This is a genomic window from Mesorhizobium sp. L48C026A00 (assembly GCF_000502375.1).
Classification (GTDB): Bacteria; Pseudomonadota; Alphaproteobacteria; order Rhizobiales; family Rhizobiaceae; genus Mesorhizobium; species Mesorhizobium muleiense.
On sequence record NZ_AYWU01000041.1, the window covers coordinates 16,689 to 42,329 of the forward strand.

The window sequence follows — 25,641 nt, forward strand, 5'->3', positions numbered from 1 at the left end:
TCCAGGATGAATGAGAGCGAGCTCCTGCGCGTCGAAAATTTGCGCACCCATTTCTATGCCCATGACCGAACTGTCAAAGCAGTCGAAGGGGTCTCATTCTCGGTTCGACAAAGGAGTACGGTCTGCCTTGTTGGAGAATCCGGCTCAGGCAAATCGGCAACCGCGTTTTCCATCCTGAACCTTATACCGAAGTCGCTGGGGCGGATCGTTGCGGGGAAGGTCCTCTATCAAGGAGAGGACCTTCTCCATATTCCGGCGCGCCGCCTGCGCAGCATTCTTGGCAACGACATCGCCATGATCTTTCAGGAGCCTGCCGCGGCGCTCAATCCGGTCTACACGATCGGCAACCAGTTGATGGAGGTTCTGCTGACCCATCAACGATGCACTCTTCGCGACGCTCGAAGGCAGGCCAGAGAACTGCTTGACCGCGTCGGCATTGCCGATGCCGAGCGGCGACTCGATGACTATCCTCATCAGCTTTCCGGCGGTATGCGCCAGCGAGCAATGATCGCGATTGCTCTATCATGTCGGCCGAAATTGCTTATCGCCGACGAGCCCACGACGGCTCTCGATGCCACGGTCCAATCGCAAATTCTCGCTCTTCTTCACGAACTACAGCAGGAGACCGGCATGGCCATGCTGTTCATCACGCATGATCTTAGTGTCGTTGCCGAGATCGCTGACCGGGTCGTTGTGATGTACGCCGGCCGGATTGTCGAGGAGGGCGCAGTCATGCAGATCTTCGACACGCCACGGATGCCTTACACACGCGGGCTGCTGAAAGCGCGGCCGCAATTGCAGTCCGGCCGTGCATTTCCGCGCCGGCTTTCCGCTATTCCCGGCAGCCCTCCCGAACTTGCTCATCTGGCAACCGGCTGTTCCTTTCGTCCGCGCTGCAGCCATGCGGTGGCGGACTGCGCACGCCACATGCCGGAACTCGACATGGCTGACGGACACAGCGTTCGTTGTTGGCGTTGGCGTGAAATCACCTCTGCGGATGCGCAGCCGGAGGCAGTAGCATGAATGCGTCCTTTGCCCATTTCGACACGCCCGATGGCGGTGCGGTCCCGGCGTTCAGCGCTCCGTCTCTGCTCGAGGTCGAGGATCTTCGCGTCCATCTGCCGCTCCGCAGAATGTCGCCGTTCCGTTCCAAGAGATTCATCAAAGCCGTCGACGGGGCATCGTTTTCGATATTTCCTGGTGAGATCGTCGCTCTGGTCGGCGAATCCGGTTCAGGCAAGACGACATTGGGGCGCAGCTTGCTGCGGCTGACCCCGCCGAGTTCGGGTCGGGTTCGGTTCAAAGGGATCGATCTGACGACCTTGACGCCAAAGGAAATGCGCTCCTTTCGGCGGCATATGCAGATGGTGTTCCAGGATCCCTATAGCAGCCTCAGCCCACGCATGAACGTCGGGGAAATCGTCGGTGAACCGCTGTCGATACATCATGCTCATCTGACGTCGAGAGCACGGATCGAGCGCGTGACCGAAGTCCTCTCCCAGGTCGGAATGTCCTCCACGCATGGCTCCCGTTATCCGCACAGCTTCAGCGGTGGCCAGCGCCAGCGGATTGCCATCGCCAGGGCATTGTCGACCGAGCCCGATTTTATCGTCGCCGATGAGCCCATTTCGGCTCTCGATGTTTCGGTTCAGGCGCAGATCCTCAACCTGCTCCTGGATCTGAAGGACAAGTTGTCCCTGACGATGCTTTTCATCTCGCATGATCTGCGCGCGGTCAGCCATATCGCCGACCGGGTGATCGTCATGTATCTCGGTCGGATCATGGAAATCGCCCCTTCGGCAATGTTCTGGGATGCGCCTGCGCATCCCTATACCGAAGCCTTGCTGGCCGCACTGCCGGTCGAACATCCAAGCCTTCGACGACGAAACCGGGTGTTCCTGAAAGGTGAAGTGCCGAGTGCCCTTTCACCGCCATCCGGCTGCGTCTTTAGAACCAGGTGCCCGATCGCCAGCCCTGAATGTGCAACGGCTTCAACGGCACTGCGGCAGGTTGCGCCGGGACATTGGACGGCATGCATCAAACGTGTACCTTTCGATTTGAAGGGGCAATTTTGAATTGCTGCGTCGCAGACTTTCTTTGGAACATCATCCACGGCGTGAGCGCTGGATGCCTCCAGAGGTATCGGGCGAGGATAATCGTGTTTACCCAATCTCTAGGGCAGAGCTTGCAAATGCCGGCACGGAATGGCCTGCAGCGACGAGCTTGGCTCCGGTTCTTGTACGGTTTTGTTGCAACGGCTGAATGGGAGTGCAGAGAGGTCTGACACGAGCCCAATCACGCGGCAAGGATTTGGAACTGCTCGGCCAAGGATGGATTCGGATTGAGGCGAACCTCGCCCGTTGCTTACGCATCATGTGAACCATTTCGATGCCGTTTAGGATGATCGGGGCTGATGCTGGTGGTNACCTCGCCCGTTGCTTACGCATCATGTGAACCATTTCGATGCCGTTTAGGATGATCGGGGCTGATGCTGGTGGTTTGAAGCCGAGCATTGACCGGATGCGGCGCTTGATGCGCCGATGGTCCCGTTCGATCTTCGATCCGGTTATTCAGGTATTTGCTCTTGCGGATCCGGATCGGCTTCAGCCGACGCCGGGAACGATCCTGAAAGCGATTTGTGATGTCACAGGAAACGATAGCCTCCTGGTTGGTTTGGCTACCATCGATGACGGCGCGCTCGGGCCGGCCATGACGTGCCAGCGCCTTTCTGAAGAACCGCTTGGCCGAGGGCAACCAGAATTCGACTGTGTCGCCGACACTGTCGATGGCGCGGTAAAGATACATCCACTGGCCGCGGACCTTGATGTACGTCTCGTCGACATGCCACTTCCCGGTCACGCTACGCTTGCGCCGGTTGAAATGCTCCAGCAGGTAGCGGTGCGAAACGAACGGTCCAGCGGTGGATGGTCGTGTGATCGACCGTAATGCCGCGCTTGGCCATCATCTCCTCAAGATCACGCAGGCTGAGATTGTAGGCCAGCTACCAGCGCACGCAAAGCAGGGTCACGGATTGGTCGAACTGACGGCCTTTGAACATTGCAACCCTCCGAAATGATCGAGGGCTCCTTGCCACAGCGCTGGTAAGGAAAAGGTTGCAACAGATCCGTTCCAAATCCTTGCCGCGTGATTGGGCTCGTGTCAGACCTCTCTGCGTTCCCATTCAGCCGTTGCAACAAAACCAGATGGGGCTTCCACGCGCGGTAAGCGCGCTCCGGCTTCTTCGCTGGATCGATATGCGGGACGATCCTGGCCACCCTCGCGCGAATCCGCATCTTCAGCCACAGCGCGCAGTGGGGCACTTGGTGCTTCATCGGCAGCGTCCGGGTCGAGTAAGGGCGCCTTTGTCGGGTCCGCGACACGGACTTGCTTGGCCATCTCTTAAATCGCTTCGGCCAATCTCTTGGAAAGAAACTGCAAATTATCCCAGGCGGCCGAAGTGGCACGGGTTTTGCGGTGCCTGGGTACGAAGCGGCGACAGCTGCCGAACGGCTTTCCTGTAGCACGAACCGCAATGAATGAAATGTAGAAAGGTAACACAATGACTGATCTGCGTGGCGGCGCCTTTCGCAACGTTTTCGCCTTCATTGCACGCCACCGGTGCAAGCGGTCGGCCCGGCTAGAGTTCATTATGACCATGATTCTCGCCTCAACGCCTGCTGGAGGGCTAGGTGCCACCAATGCTATCGCATGGGACAAGGCGAAGGCTGGCGAGCAAACCCAAATCGGCGGGGTGCAGCCGGGCGGCGAACCCGTTGCTCTACAGATTCCCACCTGTCGGGAGACGACCAAAAGTTTGGCTCCAGTGATCCGAACGATCCAGTCGACGGCACCGTCAACAAAACCATCACCGAGTGGTTGGCGGCCGGTAACAAGGCCGATTGGAAATCCAACTTCGGTCTAGACAGTCCCGCTCTCGGCGACGCCTAAGAACGAAACCGACAACGCTGGTTACGGGAAGGATCTTTTCCTGACCAGAACCGAGACTGAGACCCGCAGCATCGATCCGCATCGGAAGCAGGTACGCCGCACCGCGGCCTGTTCGATAATTCCAAGTGCATTCTCGAAAACACCATTTCAGCGGCCGACAACGCGCTCAAGTACGGTTCCATGGTGTCGAACTCGATCTTCGCGCCGATAAGAACGGTCATGCCTGGATGATGATCAACGTTAACGGCGACACGCCCGGCCAAAAGATCATGCTCAACGGGAAGTCGCAGCACGAATACTCCGCGACCGTCTTCAACATGAAGCTTGGGTCGCGGTTGGGCGCGCTGGACTTGAGCCTACCGGCCCGCATGAGCGCCGGTCTGCCCGTATGCTTCTCTGCGAGGCCTGCCAAGGGACGACGCGAATATCCTGGGTCTCGGCGTGGCCGCAGAGAAGGTGCCGGGCTTGCTCCCGCCTCCAACTGAAAGCAATGGGGCCACGATCTCTGGAATAGCTACTAGAAAGGGTCGGTGCAATTGCGTGGAGTGTGCAGCTAGGGGCAGCGTGTTGGAAACCCGTCACAATCGATCGAGCTTACTCGAGTTGAGCCGATGAGGTGGCCATAAAGGATGTCGCGTGTTCGCGGGGTGCGGTGTCCCGGATGCCCGAAGTTGCGCGACAGTTACCCAAGCAAGGAGTCAAAATATGTGCGGCATCTGTGGATGGATTGATTTCGCTCGTGACCTAGGAAGTCCCGACGCGCGACGGGAGCTTGCCGATATGACGGCCACCATGGCCTATCGTGGTCCGGACGACGAGGGGACTTGGATCGACGGGCCTGCGGCACTGGGACACCGCCGCCTGGCGATCATCGATATCCAGGGCGGTCGCCAGCCGATGACGCTCGACGAGGACGGCGAACCCGCCTTGGTGCTCGTCTACGGCGGCGAGACTTACAACTACCGCGAGCTGCGTCAACGGCTCGTCGCCCTGGGCCATCGGTTCGAGACGAGTAGTGACACCGAGGTGGTGCTGCACGCCCACCGCGAGTGGGGCCGACGCGACCCCTGCACTGGGGTGAGCGAACTAAACGGGATGTTCGCCTACGCACTCTGGGACACCGCCAAGCGCGAACTGCTTCTCGTACGCGACCGGCTCGGCATCAAGCCGCTTTACTACTATCCCACCCAGCATGGAGTGTTGTTCGGCTCGGAGCCAAAGGCGATCCTCGCCAATAGTCTCGCGGAGCGGGCCTTGGACGCCGACGGGCTTCGTCGCACCCTCTGTTCCGTCGCCGACCCACACAACTCCGTGTTCCGTGGCATGCGTGAGGTACGGCCCGGCCACATCGTCCGCGTGACCCGCGAAGGCATCCAGCAGATGAGCTATTGGCAGCTCGCCGACAGCGGGCACACCGATGACGTGCCTACCACCGTTCGGCGCGTCCGGGAGCTGCTTGAGGACACGATCCAGCGGCAGCTCATCGCCGACGTGCCGCTAGGCACGCTGTTGTCGGGCGGGCTTGACTCCTCGGCTTTGACCGCACTTGCCGCGCGCTTCAGCGACGAACGGATCCGGTCCTTCGCCCTCGACTTCGTCGGCTATACCGACAACTTTACCCCCGGCCCGGGGTACGCCACACCGGACGGTCCGTACGTGCAGGAGGTTGCGAAGTTCGTTACTACGGACCACATGAACATCACTTTGTCCGCGCACGAGCTCATGGAGCCTGGCGTGCGGGCCAGCACCCTCCACGCCCGCGACCTGCCGTTCACTTTGTGCGACAAAGACAGCTCGCTCTATCTGCTGTTCCGGGAGATCCGGCAACACGCGACGTTGGTACTGTCCGGAGAGTCGGCCGACGAGGTTTTCGGCGGCTACTCGTACTTCCACGATCCGGTGCACGTTCAGGCCGACACGTTTCCCTGGTTGGACGTCGATACCGGCTGGCAGTACCTAGATCCCGACCTGCTCGAGAAACTGGACCTTCCCGGCTACATCGACGAGCAGTACCGCAGGGCACTTGCGGAAGTACCCACCCTGACCGGGCCGGCCTCGGCCGATCCGCACGAGCGTCGCATGCGTGAGGTCTGCTATCTTTTCCTCACGCGTTACCTGCCGAGGCTGCTCGACCGCAAGGACCGGATGAGCATGGCGTTGGGTGTGGAGGTGCGGGTCCCCTACTGCGACCACCGCCTCGTTGAGTACGTGTTCGGCTGCCCATGGTCGCACAAGACTTTCGACAAGCGTGAGAAGAGTCTGCTGCGGGCCGCAACCGCGGACCTGCTACCGCAGTCGGTGGTCCAGCGCGTCAAGAGCGGGTATCCGGCTATCCAGGATCCGATCTACGACATAATGCTGCGCGACCGGTTCACCGAGCTCCTGAATGACCGTAATGCGGCAGTGGCACCACTGCTCTCCGTCGATGGCTCCCGCACGTTGCTCAACGCGACCGACAGCACCAGGTGGGTGGAGCATATCCTTACTCTGGACGATTTCCTGACCGACTATAATGTAAGCCTCACAGTCTGAGACGGCGAAATACGCATTGGGGGCAAAGGAGACCCTGATGCCGCATGTGGCGTTGGGCTCTGTCGCGAACTGGTTTTGTTGCAACGGCTGAATGGGAGTGCAGAGAGGTCTGGCACGAGCCCAATCACGCGGCAAGGATTTGGAACTGCTCGGCCAAGGATGGATTCGGATTGAAGGCGAACCTCGCCCGTTGCTTACGCATCATGTGAACCATTTCGATGCCGTTTAGGATGATCGGGGCTGATGCTGGTGGTNACCTCGCCCGTTGCTTACGCATCATGTGAACCATTTCGATGCCGTTTAGGATGATCGGGGCTGATGCTGGTGGTCTGAAGCCGAGCATTGACCGGATGCGGCGCTTGATGCGCCGATGGTCCCGTTCGATCCGGTTATTCAGGTATTTACTCTTGCGGATCCCCGCGGACCTTGATGTAAGTCTCGTCGACATGCCACTTCCCGGTCACGCTACGCTTGCGCCGGTTGAAATGCTCCAGCAGTAGAAATGATCCGGCAGTAGCGGTGCGAAACGAACGGTCCAGCGGTGAATGGTCGTGTGGTCGACGGCGATCCCCCGCTCAGCCATCATCTCCTCAAGATCACGCAGGCTGAGATTGTAGGCCAGCTACCAGCGCACGCAAAGCAGGATCATGGATTGGTCGAACTGACGGCCTTTGAACATTGCAACCCTCCGAAATGATCGAAGGCTCCTTGCCACAGCGCTGGTAAGGAAAAGGTTGCAACAGATTCTCTTGTACTTCTCCTTAGCTTACCATTCCGGTTCACACAATTTGCATCGACTGCCGTTCCAATAAGGATTTTTTTCGCCGGTTCCGGTAAAATGCTATTCAAACGAATCGAAGTTGAAAGTGGTGCTCGATGAAACGTTGGGAAGTGGTTCGCTCCGGTATACTCAATGACATCCAGGCGAGAGCCTTCGAGAATGGTCGCCTGCCCGGCGATTTTGTCTTGGCAGAGCGATTTGGGGTCAATCGCCACACCGTGCGCAACGCGATCAAGGCACTGGAATCTGAGGGCGCTCTGCGGGTTCAACATGGTGTTGGAACATTCGTGGCCGATGATTTCGTTTCGCACAAGCTGGACAGCGATCCCAGATTCACTTTTAGACTCCTTGGCCAAAACAAGTCGGTGAAGCGCCAGATAATTTCGATCACCGACGCTTCCGTCGAACCTGAAATAATAGAACATCTGAAGATTGCGCCGCCAGCGTTGGTCACGGAGGTCCGGTCGATTTCGTTCATCAACGATTGGCCTTTGGCGACCGGGACGGCCTATTATCCCGTGGAGCGAGTTCCTGGTCTCGCCACGGCCTTCGAAGGGCTGAACTCCCCGACCACGGCCTTGAAGCGCTGCGGCATCCCTGAATATAAACGAAAATGGACGCGGATAACCGCCCGGAGACCCACCCAGCAGGAAGCGCAGCTATTGCGAATATCTTCCTCCAGCCCGGTACTCTTCGAGACGAATGTCGATGTGACGCCGGATGGGTTGCCAATCAAATATGCCTTCAGCGTTATACGAAGCGACCGATACGAATATCTGATTGAAAGTAACGACTGAAGGCACTTCGGCGACGAGACGTCAGAAGCTCGGCAGTTCCCACCACTGGCTCCCCTGCCCTGATTGATCAGATCAAATTTATCGGCCGAGCCCTTCTCCTGTCATCAAAGTGTTGCAATCAGCGCTTAGAAGATACCTAGACATCTAGTTATCAACGGTCCGGTTCTGAACTGGACCTACAATCAAAACGGCGAACACAAGTGCGGAATGACGTTGAATACAGGCAGCGATGGATGGCTGTCCTTGCCCGGGCCAAATGCGACGAACTCGAGCGAGCACGGAATAAGCTTGGCACTTCCCCGCAATTTGAGTGGCTCCGCCGACCCGAGACCGGCCTTGTGCTGGTGCGGGGGCGCGCCGGTGGTACCGGCGACCTCTTCAACCTCGGCGAGGTTACGATGACTCAGTGTGCTCTCAGGTTGACTGATGGTACGACGGGCTTCGCTTTCGTCCTCGGATGCGACGAGCGCCATGCAGAACTGGCGGCCGTCTTCGACGCGCTTTTGCAAAGGGCGGACGATATCGCGACCGCGAGCCGCCGGTTTGTTGCACAATTTGAGGCAACGCAATTGGACCGCCGTGAGCTTCGGAGCCGCAGAGCGGCTTCGACAAAGGTCGAATTTTTCGCAATGGCGCGAGATTCGAGCCCCGAATGAGCAGGGTTATGGATACTTCAACGATCGAACCTGGCTTCGCGAGTCCTGTTTTTGGTAGCCAGGATACATTCCGCCGCATCTTGGATGCCTATGCCTATGTCGGCCGTCCGCAAACGCTGGTCCCCGCAGCCACGGCAGTTGGCCCTCTCGATCCGGCGACCGTCTCGGTCTGTCTCACCCTTGCAGACTTCGAAACGCCAATCTGGCTCGATCTCCGATCGAACTTGACGTCCGTCCGCAATTATCTTGGGTTTCACTGTAGGGTGCCTGTCGTGGACGGCCCCGAACGATCGGCATTTGCCATTGTGGCGGATCCGATGGCGATGCCACGCCTGCCAAAGTTCTGCCTCGGCACTGAGTTGGAGCCCCAGGCCTCGACGACCATTGTCGTCCAGGTGCCCTCCTTTACAGGAGGGCTACTTGCACGATGGCGCGGGCCGGGGATCCAGCATGAGATTTCGGCGGCCATTGAGGGCCTTCCGTCGTGGTTTTGGGAAGACTGGCAGCTTAATCAGGCCGATTACCCGATCGGAGTCGATGTCCTCTTTACCTCCGGAAATGCAGTCATTGCGCTTCCTCGCAGCATATCGGTGGAGATCTGAATGGCTTATGTGGCTGTAAAGGGAGGCGAGCAGGCAATCCTCAACTCGCATCGGTTGATTGCAGAGGATAGGCGGGGCGATCCCGAAGTTCCCGAACTTACCGTTTCGCAGATCTCGGAGCAACTCGGTCTCGCTGTCGACCGGGTGATGTGCGAGGGCTCTATCTACGACAGAGAGCTTGCTGCCCTCGCATTGAAGCAGGCCCAGGGCGACGCCGTCGAGGCGATCTTCCTTCTTCGGGCTTTTCGAACGACGCTGGCGCGTTTGGCAGTGTCGAACGCGATCGATACAGACCAGATGGCCATCGAGCGACGGATTTCTGCGACCTTCAAGGACATTCCCGGAGGGCAGGTCCTCGGTTCAACCTATGAATACACGCATCGACTGCTTGATTTCGATCTCCTCGATGCTGCTGACGTCGAGGAGTCAAAAGCCAAGATTGCGGACGCCCCCCTTGATCCCAATCTTCCGCGTGCTTTCGACAGCATCTCCGACGAAGGCCTGATTGAAGCCGAATTGCCTGCGCCTGACCAGACATCGGTCTTCGATCTGACGCGAGAGCCTTTGACCCTGCCGGCCGGTCGTGATCAGCGTCTGCAGAATCTTTCGCGTGGCGATGAGGGTTTCGTCGTAGGATTGGCCTATTCCGCCCTGCGCGGCTACAGTGCTGGCCACCCCTACGTCGGGGAAACTCGGGTCGGAGACGTCGCGCTCGAGATTGTTCCTGAGGAACTGGGCTTTTCGGTCTCTGTCGGAGACATCACTGTCACGGAATGCCAGATGTTGGACTTGTTCGCTGGGTCCGCCGACGAGCCTGCGCGCTTCACGCGGGGATATGGTCTCGCCTTTGGAAGGAGTGAGCGCAAGGCGATGGGGATGGCGATCGTTGATCGCTCATTGCGTTGCCACGAATACCGTGAGGAACCAAAATATCCTGTTCAAGACGAAGAGTTCGTGCTTTCTCATACCGACAATCTCGAGGCGGCCGGGTTCGTCTCGCATCTGACCTTGCCGCACTATGTCGATTTCCAGGGTGACCTGCAGTTCATACGACAGTTGCGCCGCGAGCAGGTCGATAGCCGTTCAACCAAGGAGGCCGCGGAATGACCGGCGCGCAGGAAGGTTCGTCCAAGCGGGGCCGCCGCCAAGCCTACAACTTTGCCTATCTCGACGAGCAGTCCAAGCGGATGATCCGTCGCTGCATCTTGAAGGCGATGGCCGTGCCCGGCCTTCAGGTTCCGTTTGGAAGCCGCGAGATGCCACTGGCCTATGGATGGGGCACCGGCGGTATACAGGTGACAGCCAGCGTCATCGGGCCCAGCGACACGCTCAAGGTGATCGACCAGGGCGCGGATGATGCCACGAACGCGGTGTCCATCCGCCGCTTGTTCAAACGCGTGGCCGGAATCGCAACTACCGAGAAAACCGAAGCTGCCACAATCATTCAGACGCGTCATCGCGTGCCCGAGAAGCCTCTCAAAGAGGGGCAGATTATAGTCTATCAGGTGCCGTCGCCCGATCCACTGCGTCGTCTCGAGCCCAGGGAATCCGAGACCCGGAAGATGCATGCGTATGCGGAATACGGCCTGATGAGCGTTCAGCTTTACGAAGATATCGCGCGCTTTGGCCACATTGCCATGACGAACAGCTATCCGGTTATGACCAATGGCCGATATTTGATGTCGCCCTCGCCCATTCCCAAATTCGACAATCCGAAGATAGCAAACAGTCCGGCTATCCAGCTTTACGGGGCAGGCCGCGAAAAGCGAATCTATGCCGTCCCACCCTACACGCAGGTGCATAATCTCGATTTCGAAGACCATCCTTTTCGGGTGCAGAAATGGACTCAATGTTGCTCGCTTTGTGAAGCAACCGACAGTTATCTCGACGAGATCGTGGTGAATGACAGGGGGCAGCGAATGTTCATTTGCTCGGACACCGACTATTGCGCGACTAGACGAGACCAGGGCCACGTTGGGCCGGATGGTGAGAGACCGGCCGCCATTGGGTCGCTCTCGACCTCGAAAAGAGGATCAGAACAACTATGAGAGCTGCAATGCAGGTCCAGTCCGCTCGCCGTCAACCACTGCTCTCTGTACACGATCTTACGAAGGGCTATGGAAAGACGATCGGCTGTCAGAACATTTCCTTCGATGTCTTTCCAGGCGAGATCCTCGCCATCGTCGGCGAATCCGGATCAGGCAAGTCGACTTTGCTCAACTGCCTCTCGGGACGTTTGACACCGGACACAGGCTCCGTGGTTTACGACCTGCGCGACAAAGGGCCAACCGATATTCTCAGCCTGTCGGAGCCGGAACGACGCAGGCTGATGCGGACGGACTGGGGCCTCGTCCAGCAGAACCCGCGGGATGGCCTTAGAATGGAGGTTACCGCCGGTGGTAATATCGGTGAGCGACAGATGGCGCTCGGTGCCCGCCATTACGGCAACATCCGTGCTGAGGCGCAAGATTGGCTCCAGAAGGTGGAGATCGACCTTTCCCGCACCGATGATAAACCGAAGGTCTTCTCCGGCGGCATGCAGCAGCGCCTGCAGATCGCGCGGAATCTCGTCACCCGTCCCCGGCTCGTCTTTATGGATGAGCCGACCGGTGGTCTCGACGTCTCCGTGCAGGCGCGTTTGCTTGATCTCTTGCGTGGGCTTGTGCGCGAGCTCGGTATCGCCGCCATCGTCGTCACCCATGACCTAGCCGTCGTGCGCCTGCTCGCCGACCGGCTGATGGTCATGCAGCGCGGGCGCGTCATCGAGAGAGGCCTGACCGACCAGGTGCTTGACGATCCGCATCACCCCTATACGCAATTGCTCGTTTCCTCCGTTTTACAGGTCTGAGGCAGTAAGGACAGTTCAGATGACTACGCGCATTCACGTCAAAGGCCTCGCCAAAATCTTCCATTTGCACACTCAGGGCGGAACCATCCTTCCTGTCTTCGACAATATCGAGCTCACCGTGAAAGCCGGCGAATGCGTTTGTCTGCACGGACCGTCTGGATCGGGAAAGTCAACATTGCTGCGCTCGCTTTATGCCAACTACAAACCGAGTGCAGGCAGGATTTTCGTCGAGCACATGGGCGAGACCGTCGACCTGCTGGCCGCCGAGCCCTGGGAAGTGGTCGAAATCCGCCGCGGGACGATAGGCTATGTCAGTCAGTTCCTGCGCGTCATTCCGCGCGTCGCCACCCTTGACGTCGTCGCCGAGCCGGCCATCGCCAATGGCATGCCGGCCGGAGAAGCGAAGGCCCTCGCCATAACCCTGCTGACCCGGCTTCGCATTCCCGAGCGTCTTTGGTCGCTGGCGCCGGCCACCTTTTCCGGTGGCGAGCAGCAGCGCGTCAATATCGCCCGCAGCTTCGTCGTCACCTATCCGATCTTGCTTCTCGACGAACCGACCGCCTCGCTCGACGCCGCCAACCGAGCCACGGTCGTCGACCTGATCAACGAGGCCAAATTTCGCGGTGCAGCGATTGTCGGCATCTTTCATGACGCAGAGGTACGCGAAGCCGTTGCGGATAGGCTCTTCGAGGTCGGAAGTCCTTCAGGAGCCAAAGCTGGGGCACCTGCTGCGGTAGCGGAGACATGTGGATGATCGGGATAGCGCACCGGTAACCATGCGCTTCACCACGCTGATGGCGGGAAGACATCCAATGAGCGCATCAGCACGAAACGCGATCACACACCTAGCTAGGTAACGCGACGGCTGTAGCTGTACTTGGCCTTCGTTCACAACGAATTCAATTTAACGCTTGGTGAGATACCATGACTCATGAAGTTTCATTCACGAACGCAAATGTCGTTCTGCCCAACGAGATCGTATCTGGCGGGGTGTGCCTGAAGGAAGGAATGATATCCGACATCTCGGCCGGTTCGGTTTCCGCACCCAGCACAATTGATCTACAGGGTGACTATTTGTTGCCAGGCATTGTTGATCTCCACACCGACAATTTGGAGAAACATGTTTCACCTCGCCCCGGCGTCCGGTGGGATGTAAAGCTTGCCCTCATGGCTCACGATGCTTTGGTCGTCGCGGGCGGTGTGACGACTGTTTTCGATGCGTTATGTGTCGGCTCAACCATCCGAAAACCCGAACGGAACAAGTATCTCGAGCCGAATATTGCGGGCATCAAAAGCGCGAAGGAGCGACAGCTCCTCAGAGCGGACCACTTCCTGCATTTGCGCTGTGAAATAACAGACAAGGGTGTTCTTCCGCTCTTCTCCCAATTTGTCGATGACCCGCTGGTAAAGCTGATATCGATCATGGACCATGCTCCGGGCCACAGGCAGGCGGCCGATTTGAAGAAGTTCCGTGAAGACCAATACGCGGACTATGGTCTGTCATCTGAGAACCTTGAGCAACAAATTGATGAATGGCGAGCGGCATCTGAAGAACTCGGGCCGAAGCATCGAACTCATATCGCAGAGAGTGCATCGGCGCGATCGATCGCATGTGCCAGTCACGATGACGAAACCGATGCGCACATAGAAGAGGCGATAGACCTCGGAATTTCCATTTCCGAATTCCCGACGACCATGACTGCGGCCAAGGCGGCGAGAAAGGCGGGCCTGTCGATATTGATGGGTGGCCCAAACGTCGTGAGAGGCGGATCCCATTCCGGGAACATCGCAGCAGGGGAACTCGCCCGGGAAGGACTGCTGGATATTCTGGCATCGGACTATATCCCAAGCAGCCTCCTCCAAGCCGCATTCCTACTGACCGCGGAACACATCGGGCTCAACCTGCCGACTGCGGTGCGAATCATCTCTGCAAATCCGGCCGCAGCGCTTGGTATGAACGATCGCGGCGCAGTGGAAGTCGGCCGCCGAGGCGATCTGGTCCGTGTGACTGTTAGTGAAGGCACGCCTGTCGTGCGCGAGGTTTGGTCTGAGGGACGAAAAGTCTTCTAGCACAATACGACCGGAAGTTTGGCGGCGTCAGGCTTGGAAGGTTCCTGCAGCGCTAGCGAGATTGTGGCTTCCGATTGAAATGAAACAGCGGGAACTACCCTGAACGGAACCTGAAGAGTTAAACCCCAGCTAGGTGAGAAAATATGCAACGCGCAAAAGTCTTTATGGTGATGATCGACGGTGTGAGCGCCGACTATTTCGCCAATCATCGCAACAGATATCCGAACTTGTCCGCGCTCGCTGAGAACGGATTCCTTGTAAAGAGGATGCGCTCGCCGTTTCCGGCCACGTCGATGCCCGGGCGTGCTTCGATCCTGACAGGCGACAGCACAGTGCGCCACGGCATCTATGGCAACCGAATTCTTGTAAACGGCGAGTTCGTACCGCCGCAAGCCGAGGACGTTAAGACTCGGACGATCGCGCTGCGCGCGCACGAGGCAGGCCTCGACGTCGCCTGTATCGGCCATGCTCTCGTAGACCCAGAGCATACATCGGTCTATGTACCCCCTTGCTGGCTCCGAAGCTGCGGCTTCACGAAGCAAGGTGACCAGGGTGCGCGTCTACTCAACGTGAAGGATCCGCAGTCTCGCCTGGCAGGCGTTCCACTCGGATTGGAGGCGACTGCCGCGAGTAAGCCAGACGGCGTTTATAGGATAACAAATTTCCTGTGGGGCGATCAGTCGATGATTGCTGCCGCGACCGCACTTGCCTGCTCCAGCGACGCGCCCGATCTGATTCTGACCGAGGTGAATCTGACGGACACGTATCAACATGAATTCGGCTATGAGAGCCGGGAGGCGCATTTCTCGGTAGCTTTCGCAGATCTGCTCGTCGGTCAAATCACTTCGCAGCTAGCGCGTGCAGGCCGATTGTCTGAATATGCCATCGCAATCACGAGTGATCACGGCCATGGTCCCGTGCACACGGCAATCTATCCCGATCGCGTTATCCCAGACGCGGCATGGGCGACCGAAGGCGCGGTCCTCCATGTTCGGGTGTCAAGCAAGGCCGATGTGCAGTCGGTTACAGCGCGGTTGTCGGAATTTGGCGTCGAGCCCTGCGATTCGATCCATGTCTCTGAAGATGATCGGACAAACATTTGCACGTTTACTGCTCCTCCTGGTCACGATTTTGAGGCGGCGCCATCGAGCACGCCATCTGACCAGTTCCTCGGCAAGTCGAAGCATCTCTCCACGCACGGTTTTTGGGCGGGAGCGCCATTCGACGATCGGATTTGCATATTTTCCGGGAAGCATGTCCCGCAGGGCTCATGCGAGATCGCCGATGAGACGCAATTCGCATCAACTATCGGCGAATTGCTGAAACTCCCGAAGGATTTTTCGGCCGCCTCCCTCTTCGAAGCCCAATAGATTCCTGGAGTATCTGCACCAGGTGCATCGCTTTCGACTGCGTAGCAGGCGGCGCAATGGGCGATGGACGGTGCCCGACGTTTTGTTCGGGCTGACCTGCTCGGCCCGAACTGATCATTATAGGGAAGACCTCGAGCCTACTATTTGAAACGACGAACACAATGCGCAATGATGTAGGAAAACAACAGGGTGGACCGACGGGCGCTGCTGAGAACCACGCGACCGCCGTTGATCTTATCAAAGAGGCCACTCGCGGCGGCGCCATCGTCGCCATCTTCCATGACGAGGAAGTTGAAGAAGCCGTTGCCGATAGGCTGTTTGAGATCGGCAATCAATCGACCGCAATGGCTGTGCCGGCTGCTGCCGTGGCGGGGACGTGCGACTGATGCCCGAGCCATGCAGTCGCTACGCCATCTATTACACACCGGCTCGGGAACATCCGCTCACCGTAGCGGCGAGTTCATGGCTTGGTCGCGATGCCTTCCGGGCTGATGCTGCCGACGATGCCCGACCGGAGGCGGACGCCCTTCTGACCTCGGAGCCGCGCCGATATGGTTTTCATGCCACGCTCAAGGCACCGTTCCGGCTGAGAGAAGGCACTTCGGTCGAGGACCTGGAAGAGGCGCTCAGTAGGTTTGCCGCATCACGGTACCCTTGTCCGATTGGGGCTTTGAAAATCGATCTCCTCGGTGGCTTCTTTGCGCTCGTTCCCGTCAGTCCCACCCCGGCCTTGCGCGGTTTTGCTGCGCAGATCGTTGATGAATTCGATTGCTTCCGGGCACCGATGAACACGCCGGAACTCCAACGGCGGCTGCTAAGTCCGCTCGATGAGATCGAGACCGCCCATCTTGTGCAATGGGGTTACCCCTATGTGCTCGATCGTTTCCAGTTTCATATCACGCTGACCGACCGCATTCCCGAAGAGGATCGAGCACGAACGAGAAAGCGTCTGGAAGCGATCTTTGAGGATTATCTCTCCGAGGATTATCGCATCGATAGACTGTCACTGTTCGTGCAGGAGCGCAACGGGGGCGATTTCGTTGTCCGCTCGCAGTTCACAGTCGACGGCGGAGCGGTGCTCAAAGCGGCGGTCTGGGCTCGATGATGTCGCGGCAGGGGAGGCTGATCCTTGTCGTCGGACCAAGCGGCGTTGGCAAGGACACGCTGATCGATTACGCGCGAAGCCGGCTTCGATCGGATCTGCGCGTTCATTTCGTGCGCCGTGTCATCAGCCGGCAGATCGCGGTCGGAGAGAACCATGAACCTGTCGACAATGACGAATTCCAGCGGCGCGTTCTCGAAGGCGCCTTTGCGCTGCATTGGCAGGCAAACGGCCTATCCTATGGGATACCCTCGGATATCGACGAGTGGCTGAAGCGTGGCGATGTCGTCGTCGTCAACGGCTCCCGGGCCATTCTGTCCGAAGCGCGAGAGCGCTACCCGCAACTGCTCGTGGTCAACGTCACCGCGCCTATGGACGTATTGGCGAAGCGCTTGGTCGAACGGGGACGCGAAAATCTGATGAGCATCAAACAGCGTCTGATCCGAAACGAGCAGCAAAGCGTCCAAGGTGGCGATGTGCTGCATATCGACAATTCCGGATCGCTCGAAGACGGTGGCGAAGCGCTGACCCGCATTCTTCTTTCGATCCAAAATAGTGCAAAAGCTTGCGGCGCAAAATGCTAATCTCCTCGGAGAGCATCTGGGCATATGCCAGCCCGCGCCTTACCCGGAGTGTTACGAACCCTGCTAGCCTCGACGGGATCGCAGATCGTATCATCAGGTGCGTTAAATCACGTCCTCTATACTGCCGTTTCCGACGAAGCCGCCCCTTTGGTCCTATATGATTGCGCGCCCGGATTCCAAGATGATCTCGCCTCCTGAGGCCGAGGCTGTGCTGGCGGTCACGCGAAACTCGATGCGCGCGAACGGGGGGCAGGCCTCCCCAGTATTCGTCGTGGGATTCGAGAGCGAGACCAACGTCCTTCTTGTTGGACGCAATCCTGTACGCACCAGCCCCGATGGGCGCGGCGAACCAATTGTCCCAGCTGCCTGCCTCGTTGAAGGCAGCACGACTGACGATCTGGGCGCTCCACGCAACTAGCTTTTTCTCGGTCGCCGGGTCAGGAACCCTTGTGGTAATGCGCACGGCGAGAGGATCGATCGCCTCGACTTTCGCGATGTTGTTCTGGTACTGCCATATCGTCAAGTCCAAGTCGGCCATTGCTTTTGATGCAAACCGACGAGCGGGATGCGCAGCGATCCCGATCTTACCTCTTCAAAGGTGACCGCAGCGATAAGAGATAATGATCGGCAAGTGAGATTGCCCGCCGTCGGTAGGCTTATACCCAGCTCGTTTCGGCCGAAGCACGGCTGGCGGCCTATGTTAGATCACTCCGATCGGGATCATCCTTGTTGCCTTCAATAAGATACTCATATCGGTCGCTTCGTATGGCGCTGGAAGAACATTTAATCGGTAACCCATCCGGGATTACATCGACACTGGTTTCAACGAGTACCGGGCTGGATGAAGATATTCGCAGCCGCTGTGCTTCTTGTGGGGTGGGCCTCCGGGCGGTTATCCGGGTCCATCTTCTGTTGTATTTGGCAATCCCGCAGCGCTTTAAGGCTGCAGCGACGGAGTCTTCCGCCTCGAACGCAGCGGCAAGACCCGGAATTCGGTCGATTGGGAAGTAGCTCGTTCCGGTCGTTAAGGGCGAGTCGTTCATGAACGAGACCGATCTGAGCTCAGTGACCAGTGCCATTGGAGCGATGTTCAAATGCTTTGCGATATCTGCTTCGACAGAAGTTTCGCTGATCGAAAGTATTTCCGACTTCAGGGATTTGTTCTGACCAAGTAGTTTATAAGTGAACCTGCGATCACTGTTGAATCTGTCTGCAACCAAATCATCGGCAACAAATGTTCCCACACCATGTTGAACGCGCAAAGCACCCTCGGATTCCAGCACCTTGATGGCATTGCGCACCGTGTGACGATTGACGCCAAATCGTTCTGCCAAAACAAGATCGCCAGGCAAGCGCCCGTCCTCGAACGCACCCGCATCGATATCACTGAGGATCGCCGAGCGAACCACTTCCCAACGCTTCATTGCTGAGCACTTTCTTCGACTCGCATCTGTAACCTTCTCTTTACAGAAAGGCGCAGGAACAACCGCGATGACCTGACCGGCAGTAAACGTCCACTGCTTTGCGCGAGCGGTCCTTATTGGGGTAAAGCAAGAGCACGGCATAACTGATGGTCCGATGGACCGTTCTGCGCAGTTTTTGTCGTGCTCCGGGGACACCTGAACGAGCATTCTTACTAAATTGTGGTTTGACCATTATTATGCAAATGGCGCCAGAAACCCGACTGCCGGCGCGCCCTCGACGAACTCATTAAGCGCTTCCGCACATTCATGACAGACGTTGCTCCATACTTCGCCATGAGCGGTTTACCGCGACATGAATGCAGGTCACGGCTCCCGCCGCCTTAAAGCGCAGAACTTCAACAATCGTGCCAAATTGGCTGGTCGAGCCGAACATAAGCCTTTGTGACTTCTTTTCAGCCACTTAAGCCCGAGGCAAGCATTAGATTGGCTAAACAGCCTGTGTCGTGGACCCGACAAACCCGACAGTATGCATGGGGTAGAGCGCTATGCTTTGACCTTGCTGGAGGGCCGTGGTCGATGGCGACCCTTATCTCCAGCATTGTAACCTTGAACGCTTGGCCTGGTCCACCGAGTTACAACCAACTCTCAGCCGAGTGAGGCGCGCCATGCCGCGGCCCCTACCGCTCTCGAACAGCATAATACGATCGGCGCCGTCATCGAAATGAGCAAGGCAAGGCAGAAGCGGCTGATTGCCGGCTTGTTCGGGGTTTCAAGCGCCAGCCGCTGAAGAGATTGATGCCGACGTATAGCGATCAGGATCAGGATGAGAAGCGCTGACGCAGCCGGAGGAGGCGCGCCACCGGCTGGAGATGATCGTCAGCGGGCTGCGACGCGAGAAGTTCGGCGTGAAGTCCGAGAAGCGAGAAGCTGAGCCGCGAGCAATACAATCTGCCGCTCGCTGGAGACGTTGAGATCGCTCAGGCGTGCTGGACGCGCCCAAGAGGAAGGCCGAGGCGATCATCAAGGGCAAGTCGGGTACCTGCGCGCGTCCTCGCCAGCACAACCGTGGCCGGTTGCCCGCCCATTTGGAGCGTGTGGAACAGGTGATCGAAGCCCGCCTGAGCGCTCATTTCGTCAGTCGCACACTGCGCCGGCCCGGTCACCAGCCGAGGATCATTGCGCCGATCTACTCACCTTTCCGGAACACGGACATGTAGCGCCAAGATGCATTGTCAAACGGACGCTTCTGCCAATCTCCGTGGCGTTCGAGGAGTTCGAGTCCGCTAATTCTTGCGAGTAGATCGAGCTCAGTTGGATAAAAATATCGCATCTTGACTGGCATCGTCCGGCTTCCGGCCGGTGTAATCCAAAGGTCTTGAGAGATAAAAAGCTGCTGATTGCGGTCATGTCTGGCAAATCGGACCATGGCGCGCCGCTCATCGACATGCATGACCGTGGTCCGCTGGTTACCATAGATGCCAGCACCAGAGAAATCAGCAGTATACGGGTAGTTTAAATGTATGACGAACCGTCCGTTCGGCCGCAGAGAGTTTGCGACAGACGCCAGGCAGCCGAGTTGTTGTTCCACAGTCACCATATGTGAAAAGGTGTTATTGATGCAGTACACGAGGTCAAATTGCGTACCTAGATCGAACTGCGCCATGTCGCCAAGGTGTGATGTGATTGCATCTCCACCGCCTTTCGCGCGGAGTGAGGCAAGCATCCTTTCCGAATTATCGAGACCGTGAACAGAAGCTCCTGTCTCGGAAAGCGGCAAAGCAATGTGACCATTTCCGACGCCAAGTTCTAACGCGATGCCGTCCTTTGTGAATGGAGCAAGAAAACTCACCGCTCGATCGATCTCGACGGACTTATTGAGCGCCTCCGCATACTCATCATAAATATCGCTCCATATTTCGCCATACGCGCTATAAGCGTCTTTTATTTGCCCATCATCATTCATGACGCTTTCCTCATTTTCAGTATTGCAAGAGGGGGCACCTCGATTTGCCGAACTGAATGGCACCTATCGCCGCGTGCTGCCTCAAATCATGCTACTCAGCGCGCGAGCAAACTAACCTTCTCTTTGATGAGCCATCGGACGCTCGCTTGCGCTGACCTCGTCCAAGAATATTTGGCTCCAGATTTCAAAAAGAGCGGCGTTCCACGCATAGTGGAAGGTCCGTTTCGGGAAATTTCGTTCGACGTTTTGAGCGAGGATACCGATGTCTTTCGTCCCGGGAAGCCGTTGCGCCGCTACAGCTTGACTGAACGATCACCTCATGATGGTCGGTGTGAAAGTAATCTGCGACCGCGTTCAATTTCCGGGTCGCCGGGGCCGTATCCAACCGTGAATGTCGATAACGGTAAGCCGGGACGAGACCGGCGCAGAAGGGGCGGTGATTGCAGCTGGAATCGATGCCGCCGCCAAGTGAAACACCCACCCGTCCGGTTATATGAACTGCTCGACCGATGGAGTTCTCAAGTAAGCCTAAAAGTTCGGCCGGATTTTGTGCGCCAGTGGGAACATCGTAATCAGCCGGGACGGGCGGCAGCCGTATGTAATTATAGCCTGAGGCCCCGAACGTTTCCACATACCCACTCACTACAGGCATCATCATTGCCTCCTTCATTAAACAGAGGCTGAACGCCCGTTCGAAGAAAATCAATAGAAAAATTGAAGTTATTTTCCTGTATAATTAAATTACATTTATGCAACAAATTATTATACCAAACGTAATACGAGTAACATATTTGTAATATATATTTGCAAATATGTGGTGTATGACAGTCATAGTCTGCCCCGGCCGATTGGCTCCCGCAGCCCTGGCTGCCATACCGCTCCTGTGGCGGCAGCGGTGTCACAACGTCGAAACCGATGCGAACAAGGTCGGTCCGACGTTGAAGGGCGGCATTGGTCGGACCACCGGACCGCGCCGGGGTATTCCTATTCGCAGGCGATGAAGGCTGAGGGCGCCGGCCTCGTCTGGGACGGAACGAACCTGGCGGAATACCTAGCCGACCCCGGCCTGAAGAATCCTGACGACGTCAAGAACGTCATTGCCTATCTGAAAAGCATCCCCCAAATAGAGCAGACATGGAAAACGCGGTACCACTCACGAACGAAAACTGCGCCGCAGCTACGGAGAGAAAGGGTATTCCCGTCGACATCGCCGCCGCCAAGGCAGTCGCGATTGCCAGGACCGTGGCGGAGACCGAGCGCGTTCCGCTGATGGACGCCACCGGACGCGTCCTTGCCGGGGAACTCAACGCCGCGATCGACCTTCCGCCCTTCGACAACTCCGCCATGGATGGTTATGCGGTCAGGACCGCCCACCTGACCGGGGCAGGTCCGTGGGAGCTGTCGGTCGGCGGCCGGGTCGCAGCAGGCGAGGTCCATAGCGGACAATACTCCATTCCAATGAAGCAATCCGCATCTTCACGGGCACTCCCGTGCCTTCCGGGTTCGACGCCGTCGTCATGCAGGAACATTGCGAGCGTGCGGGCGACCGTATCTCGTCACGAGACTGCCCAGGCGGGGAGAAAACGTGCGCCACGCCGGCGAGGATGTCCGGGCCGGGAACCTCCTTATGGGCGCTGGCGACCGGCTGTCGCCGCAGCGGCTGGCGCTTCTGGCGGGACAGGGCCTGGACGCAGTCGAAGCACTTCGGAAGGTCCGCATCGGCCTGATCTCGACCGGTTCCGAGCTACGTGAGCCCGGCGAGCCGCTAGGGCATGGCCAGATCTACAATTCCAACCGCGTCATGATCCGACCATGATCGGGCTTGCCATAGGCGGAGATCGTCGACTACGGGATCATTCCAGATCGGCGGGACGCGCTGGCCGAAGCGTTCGGGGAAGCGGCCCCCAGGTGCGACGTCCTAGTCACGACAGGCGGTGTCTCGGCGGGCGAAGAAGATCACGTGGTGTCCGCTCTTGGGTGCCACGGCGGTTCGCTGGACGTGCTGAAGGTCGCGATGCGGCCGGGAAAGCCCATCAAGATCGGAATGATCGGGCCGATGCTGTTCGCGGGGCTTCCGGGCAATCCCAACGCGGCGCTCGTGACCTTCCGGCAGATAGCGCTGCCAGCGATCCGGAGGATCGCCGGCCTGCGCAGACTGAGGCCGGACTGGTCCCATCAGTTCGAAGACAGGGATTCCAAGCTCAGCAGCAGGCCACCCTCGATCGAAACAACATCTGGCGGCAGCATTGCAATGGCGTCGGCCAGGGACATTGCCATCAGGCTTGCCGACGACTCGCGACCGAGCATTTCCAGCAGGGGCCGTCCGGACTCGTCCAGCCCCGTTATCCTGACCGGAACGCATTCAGTCCGTCCAAGGCGCTTTTCGTAAGTGAATCCTGCTGCCGGGATCCTTGCGTATGCATGGCGTCGCAGAAACGCGATGGCCGGTTGATCGAGGCGAAAGCGGAAAACTTCTGTAATGGTCGCTGGTTTCGTAGCGACGTATACATTATCGAAGAGTTTAAAGACAAGGTTTGGATACCATTCATGTCTAGATCGATGAAATTTGCAGCTACGGGTGATGCCATAGTCACTCGGGCCCGCTTGCAATCCGAGGCGCCGACGAACCTACAGGCCGTGATTGCAGTCGCAGACGCCCGGCTAACAAATTTGGAGATTGTTGCCGCTAGCCGTAATGCCTTCGCATCTGCTGAAAGCGGGGGCACTTGGATGAAGGCTAGCCGCAAGGCCATCCGAGCTATGATACAGCATTTTGGGTTCAACCTTGTTTCCTGGGCAAACAACCACGCTATGGACTATTCCTACCGCGGCCTCGAAGAGACGGCAGAATTGCTCAATGAAATGGGCGTTGTTCATGCTGGAGTCGGGGCTGACTTGAGGCAGGCGAGCCGGCCGCGATATCTTGATTCAAGCAATGGACGAGTTGCACTGATTGCGGCCACATCCACATTCTTTGAATCACATCGGGCTGGCCCTGCCGGAGCAGAAATCGTCGGGAGGCCAGGTGTGAACCCGCTTCGCTACAACACGGTATACGGCCTTGAACAGAACCAGATGGAATCTCTTAGAGAAATCGCGGAAATCTCAAAGGTGAATTTTGAACGGGAATGGTTTGCTAACCAGGGTTTCGGGACAAAGTCAGCACCCGAAATCTTGCCGTTTGGTCCCCTCAATTTTACGGCCTCACCGAAGCCAGGTCCAAGGACGACTCCCAATCCCGAAGACTTGAATCGAATTATCGCATCGGTGTGCGAGGCCAGACGACAGGCGGACTATGTTGTTGTGTCACTGCATTCTCATGAGCTGCAGTGGAATGACCCATGCGGACCAGCGGAGTTTTTGGTTGATGCTGCACACGCCATGATTGAGGCCGGAGCCCATGTAGTTGTATGTCATGGATCGCATGAGCTGAGAGGGATAGAAATCTACCGTCAGAAGCCGATATTCTACAGTCTCGGGAATTTCATGTTCGAGTATTTTAGCATCGACGAATTTCCGCAGGAGTTTTATGATTTTCTTGATCTGCCGGTTGGTTCGTCGCCCGCAGAAGCTCTCGATAAACGCACTGCGATGGAAACAAAGGGGTTTACAAAAATTCCGGGAGTATGGCGATCGTTTGTACCAGTATGCGATTTCTCAGGGGAAGATTTGACAAAAATACTGATCTATCCGATTGATCTTGGTCGGGACAAGCCGCGTGCTCGTCGGGGGACGCCGAGCCTAGGAGACACGGATGCGATACGGACCGAATTGACTGACCTATCGGCGGCACTTGGAACAAAAATTCGATGGTCGACGTCTTGCGGTGCAGTGGATTTGTCATCGATTCCATGAACCGTGGTTTTGTGCGGCAATGCCCGACGGCTTCAGGTATCTTTGATCATGCCATTGATCCCAAACCCTGCCACCGCCGGAGCCGGCATTGCGCCATAGAAGGCATGTCCTTTGAACTCGCGGAATCAGTGACCAGCGACCGCGGTCGCCCGAACATCGGCCAGGCGTGGTCGATGTCACTTGCGGTGAGCCAGGCCTCCTTCGGGCACATGGCGAACTTTGACCTGATGGAGTGGAGGACCTCGCTCCCGGCACCTGATTGAACTTTGAAGGGCGTCGTTCATAGCCTATCGCTCTGCTTCGCCAGTTGCCTCTTCCTCAAGCTGTCGTCAAAGCGCTCCGTAAGCGCGCGGTTCTGTCGCAAACCTGGAAATGGGGTTGTGAACGGCCATTTCGGCCTGTCCGTCAGGCAGCGAGGATATCGAATTGCTCAGCGATCGACNCNTGCGCATCATGTGGATCATCTCGATGCCGGAGAGGATAACCACGGCGCTCGCCTGCGACTTGAAGCCGAGCATGGCTCGAATGCGGCGCTTGATACGCCGGTGATCCTGTTCGATCCGATTGTTGAGATACCGGCTATTGCGGATGCGGATCGGCTTCAGCGGTCGCCGCGATCGCTGCCGCAGCCGGCTTTCAGCGTCGCAGGAAAGGATCGCCTCGTAATTGGTCTGGCTGCCGTCGATGACGATGCGCTCCGGCCGGCCATGGCGCGTCAGCGCCTTGCGGAGGANAAGCGTTTGGCCGCCACCAGGTCACGGTTTTCGCTGAAGAAGAACTCGACCGTGTCGCCGAGGCTGTCGATGGCGCGGTAGAGATACATCCATTGGCCGCGGACCTTGATGTACGTCTCGTCCATATGCCACTTGCTGCCGACCGCACGCTTGCGCCGGTTGAAGCGCTCCAGCAGCTGCGGCGAGAAGTGGGCGACCCAGCGATGCACGGTGGAGTGGTCGACCTTCAAGCCGCGTTCGGCCATCATCTCTTCCAGATCGCGCAGGCTCAGATTGTAGGCCAGGTACCAGCGCACGCACAGCAGGATCACCGACTGGTCGAAATGGCGGCCCTTGAACATCACGTGCTCCTCCACAGCTGAGGAGTGTTTCTTG

At 57.8% G+C, this 25,641-nt stretch carries 20 protein-coding genes and 6 pseudogenes; 19 read left to right on the forward strand and 7 right to left on the reverse strand.

Translation table 11 applies throughout. The annotated features are described in order from the left end of the window. Positions 1–6: 6 nt before the first annotated feature. Both X738_RS88900 and X738_RS77275 read left to right on the forward strand, forming a co-directional pair. Positions 7–1,023: an ABC transporter ATP-binding protein gene (locus X738_RS88900; protein WP_023803494.1), complete on the forward strand. Its 1,017-nt coding sequence runs from the start codon at positions 7–9 to the stop codon at positions 1,021–1,023. 110 nt (positions 1,024–1,133) lie between these two features. After that, positions 1,134–2,075 (forward strand): ABC transporter ATP-binding protein, encoded by a 942-nt coding sequence (locus X738_RS77275; protein ID WP_198032934.1) that lies wholly within the window; start codon positions 1,134–1,136, stop codon positions 2,073–2,075. 220 nt (positions 2,076–2,295) lie between these two features. Here X738_RS77275 and X738_RS89445 read toward each other — a convergent pair. Beyond that, positions 2,296–3,001 (reverse strand): annotated as a pseudogene (locus tag X738_RS89445) (IS6 family transposase). 1,652 nt (positions 3,002–4,653) lie between these two features. On the opposite strand from X738_RS89445, the gene asnB reads away from it, so the two are divergent. Next, positions 4,654–6,480 (forward strand): asparagine synthase (glutamine-hydrolyzing), encoded by a 1,827-nt coding sequence (gene asnB / locus X738_RS77285; RefSeq protein ID WP_031256900.1) that lies wholly within the window; start codon positions 4,654–4,656, stop codon positions 6,478–6,480. A 124-nt stretch (positions 6,481–6,604) separates the two neighbouring features. Here asnB and X738_RS81885 read toward each other — a convergent pair. Further along, positions 6,605–7,102, reverse strand: a pseudogene (locus X738_RS81885) (IS6 family transposase). Positions 7,103–7,356: 254 nt separating this feature from the next. Here X738_RS81885 and phnF (X738_RS77295) point away from each other — a divergent pair. The 12 genes from phnF (X738_RS77295) to phnN all read left to right on the forward strand — a co-directional run bounded on the left by phnF (X738_RS77295) (position 7,357) and on the right by phnN (position 17,290). Further along, complete coding sequence (phnF, locus tag X738_RS77295) at positions 7,357–8,058, forward strand: phosphonate metabolism transcriptional regulator PhnF (protein WP_023803500.1); 702 nt, start codon at positions 7,357–7,359, stop codon at positions 8,056–8,058. Positions 8,059–8,291: 233 nt separating this feature from the next. Then, positions 8,292–8,714, forward strand: coding sequence for a phosphonate C-P lyase system protein PhnG (phnG, locus tag X738_RS77300; RefSeq protein WP_036270458.1), 423 nt, complete (start codon positions 8,292–8,294; stop codon positions 8,712–8,714). Then, entirely contained in the window at positions 8,711–9,316 is a 606-nt protein-coding gene (gene phnH / locus X738_RS77305) for a phosphonate C-P lyase system protein PhnH (RefSeq protein ID WP_031256902.1), read from the forward strand. Before phnG ends, phnH begins: the two co-directional genes overlap by 4 nt. After that, positions 9,317–10,423, forward strand: a complete 1,107-nt coding sequence (locus X738_RS77310) for a carbon-phosphorus lyase complex subunit PhnI (RefSeq protein WP_023803503.1) — start codon at positions 9,317–9,319, stop codon at positions 10,421–10,423. Continuing rightward, positions 10,420–11,364, forward strand: coding sequence for an alpha-D-ribose 1-methylphosphonate 5-phosphate C-P-lyase PhnJ (locus tag X738_RS77315; RefSeq protein ID WP_023803504.1), 945 nt, complete (start codon positions 10,420–10,422; stop codon positions 11,362–11,364). Before X738_RS77310 ends, X738_RS77315 begins: the two co-directional genes overlap by 4 nt. An 8-nt stretch (positions 11,365–11,372) precedes the next feature. Continuing rightward, complete coding sequence (gene phnK, locus X738_RS77320; protein WP_023803505.1) at positions 11,373–12,164, forward strand: phosphonate C-P lyase system protein PhnK; 792 nt, start codon at positions 11,373–11,375, stop codon at positions 12,162–12,164. 19 nt (positions 12,165–12,183) lie between these two features. Next, a complete protein-coding gene (gene phnL, locus X738_RS77325; protein WP_023803506.1) occupies positions 12,184–12,918 on the forward strand; it encodes a phosphonate C-P lyase system protein PhnL in 735 nt (244 codons plus the stop codon). Positions 12,919–13,088: 170 nt separating this feature from the next. Further along, complete coding sequence (locus X738_RS77330; protein WP_023803507.1) at positions 13,089–14,234, forward strand: alpha-D-ribose 1-methylphosphonate 5-triphosphate diphosphatase; 1,146 nt, start codon at positions 13,089–13,091, stop codon at positions 14,232–14,234. A gap of 143 nt (positions 14,235–14,377) precedes the next feature. Next, the gene (locus X738_RS77335) at positions 14,378–15,604 is read left to right on the forward strand and encodes an alkaline phosphatase family protein (RefSeq protein ID WP_023803508.1); all 1,227 of its coding nucleotides are present in this window, start codon (positions 14,378–14,380) and stop codon (positions 15,602–15,604) included. Between the two features lie 161 nt (positions 15,605–15,765). Then, positions 15,766–15,990 carry a hypothetical protein gene (locus tag X738_RS77340; protein WP_023803509.1) on the forward strand — a complete coding sequence of 75 codons (225 nt, stop codon included), beginning with the start codon at positions 15,766–15,768 and terminating at the stop codon, positions 15,988–15,990. Next, positions 15,990–16,709 carry a DUF1045 domain-containing protein gene (locus tag X738_RS81890; RefSeq protein WP_023803510.1) on the forward strand — a complete coding sequence of 240 codons (720 nt, stop codon included), beginning with the start codon at positions 15,990–15,992 and terminating at the stop codon, positions 16,707–16,709. Before X738_RS77340 ends, X738_RS81890 begins: the two co-directional genes overlap by 1 nt. After that, positions 16,706–17,290 carry a phosphonate metabolism protein/1,5-bisphosphokinase (PRPP-forming) PhnN gene (gene phnN / locus X738_RS77350; RefSeq protein WP_023803511.1) on the forward strand — a complete coding sequence of 195 codons (585 nt, stop codon included), beginning with the start codon at positions 16,706–16,708 and terminating at the stop codon, positions 17,288–17,290. The genes X738_RS81890 and phnN overlap by 4 nt, the downstream gene beginning before the upstream one ends. Positions 17,291–17,543: 253 nt before the next feature. Here the strand turns inward: phnN and X738_RS89450 are convergent. The 3 genes and pseudogenes from X738_RS89450 to X738_RS77355 form a co-directional block, all read right to left on the reverse strand. Further along, positions 17,544–17,828, reverse strand: a pseudogene (locus X738_RS89450) (ABC transporter substrate-binding protein); the annotation flags it as partial. A 157-nt stretch (positions 17,829–17,985) separates the two neighbouring features. After that, positions 17,986–18,714: a phosphonate metabolism transcriptional regulator PhnF gene (phnF, locus tag X738_RS0144400; RefSeq protein ID WP_031256906.1), complete on the reverse strand. Its 729-nt coding sequence runs from the start codon at positions 18,712–18,714 to the stop codon at positions 17,986–17,988. Between the two features lie 1,186 nt (positions 18,715–19,900). Then, a complete protein-coding gene (locus X738_RS77355) occupies positions 19,901–20,677 on the reverse strand; it encodes a class I SAM-dependent methyltransferase (protein WP_023803515.1) in 777 nt (258 codons plus the stop codon). Between the two features lie 1,269 nt (positions 20,678–21,946). On the opposite strand from X738_RS77355, the pseudogene X738_RS89455 reads away from it, so the two are divergent. From X738_RS89455 to X738_RS85530, 3 genes and pseudogenes are all read left to right on the forward strand, one after another. Continuing rightward, positions 21,947–22,048 (forward strand): annotated as a pseudogene (locus X738_RS89455) (hypothetical protein); the annotation flags it as partial. A gap of 214 nt (positions 22,049–22,262) precedes the next feature. After that, on the forward strand, positions 22,263–22,493 hold the full coding sequence (locus X738_RS88560; protein WP_023803516.1) for a hypothetical protein: 231 nt from the start codon (positions 22,263–22,265) through the stop codon (positions 22,491–22,493). A gap of 60 nt (positions 22,494–22,553) precedes the next feature. Then, a pseudogene (locus X738_RS85530) lies at positions 22,554–22,751 on the forward strand (molybdopterin-binding protein); the annotation flags it as partial. Between the two features lie 101 nt (positions 22,752–22,852). On the opposite strand, the gene X738_RS83870 reads toward X738_RS85530, so the two are convergent. Then, positions 22,853–23,158, reverse strand: coding sequence for a hypothetical protein (locus X738_RS83870; protein WP_245277855.1), 306 nt, complete (start codon positions 23,156–23,158; stop codon positions 22,853–22,855). Between X738_RS83870 and X738_RS77365 the strand changes: the two genes are divergently transcribed. Next, the gene (locus tag X738_RS77365) at positions 23,099–24,532 is read left to right on the forward strand and encodes a CapA family protein (RefSeq protein WP_023803518.1); all 1,434 of its coding nucleotides are present in this window, start codon (positions 23,099–23,101) and stop codon (positions 24,530–24,532) included. The genes X738_RS83870 and X738_RS77365 overlap by 60 nt on opposite strands. Before the next feature lie 405 nt (positions 24,533–24,937). On the opposite strand, the pseudogene X738_RS77370 reads toward X738_RS77365, so the two are convergent. Beyond that, positions 24,938–25,607, reverse strand: a pseudogene (locus tag X738_RS77370) (IS6 family transposase). Between the last annotated feature and the right edge of the window lie 34 nt (positions 25,608–25,641).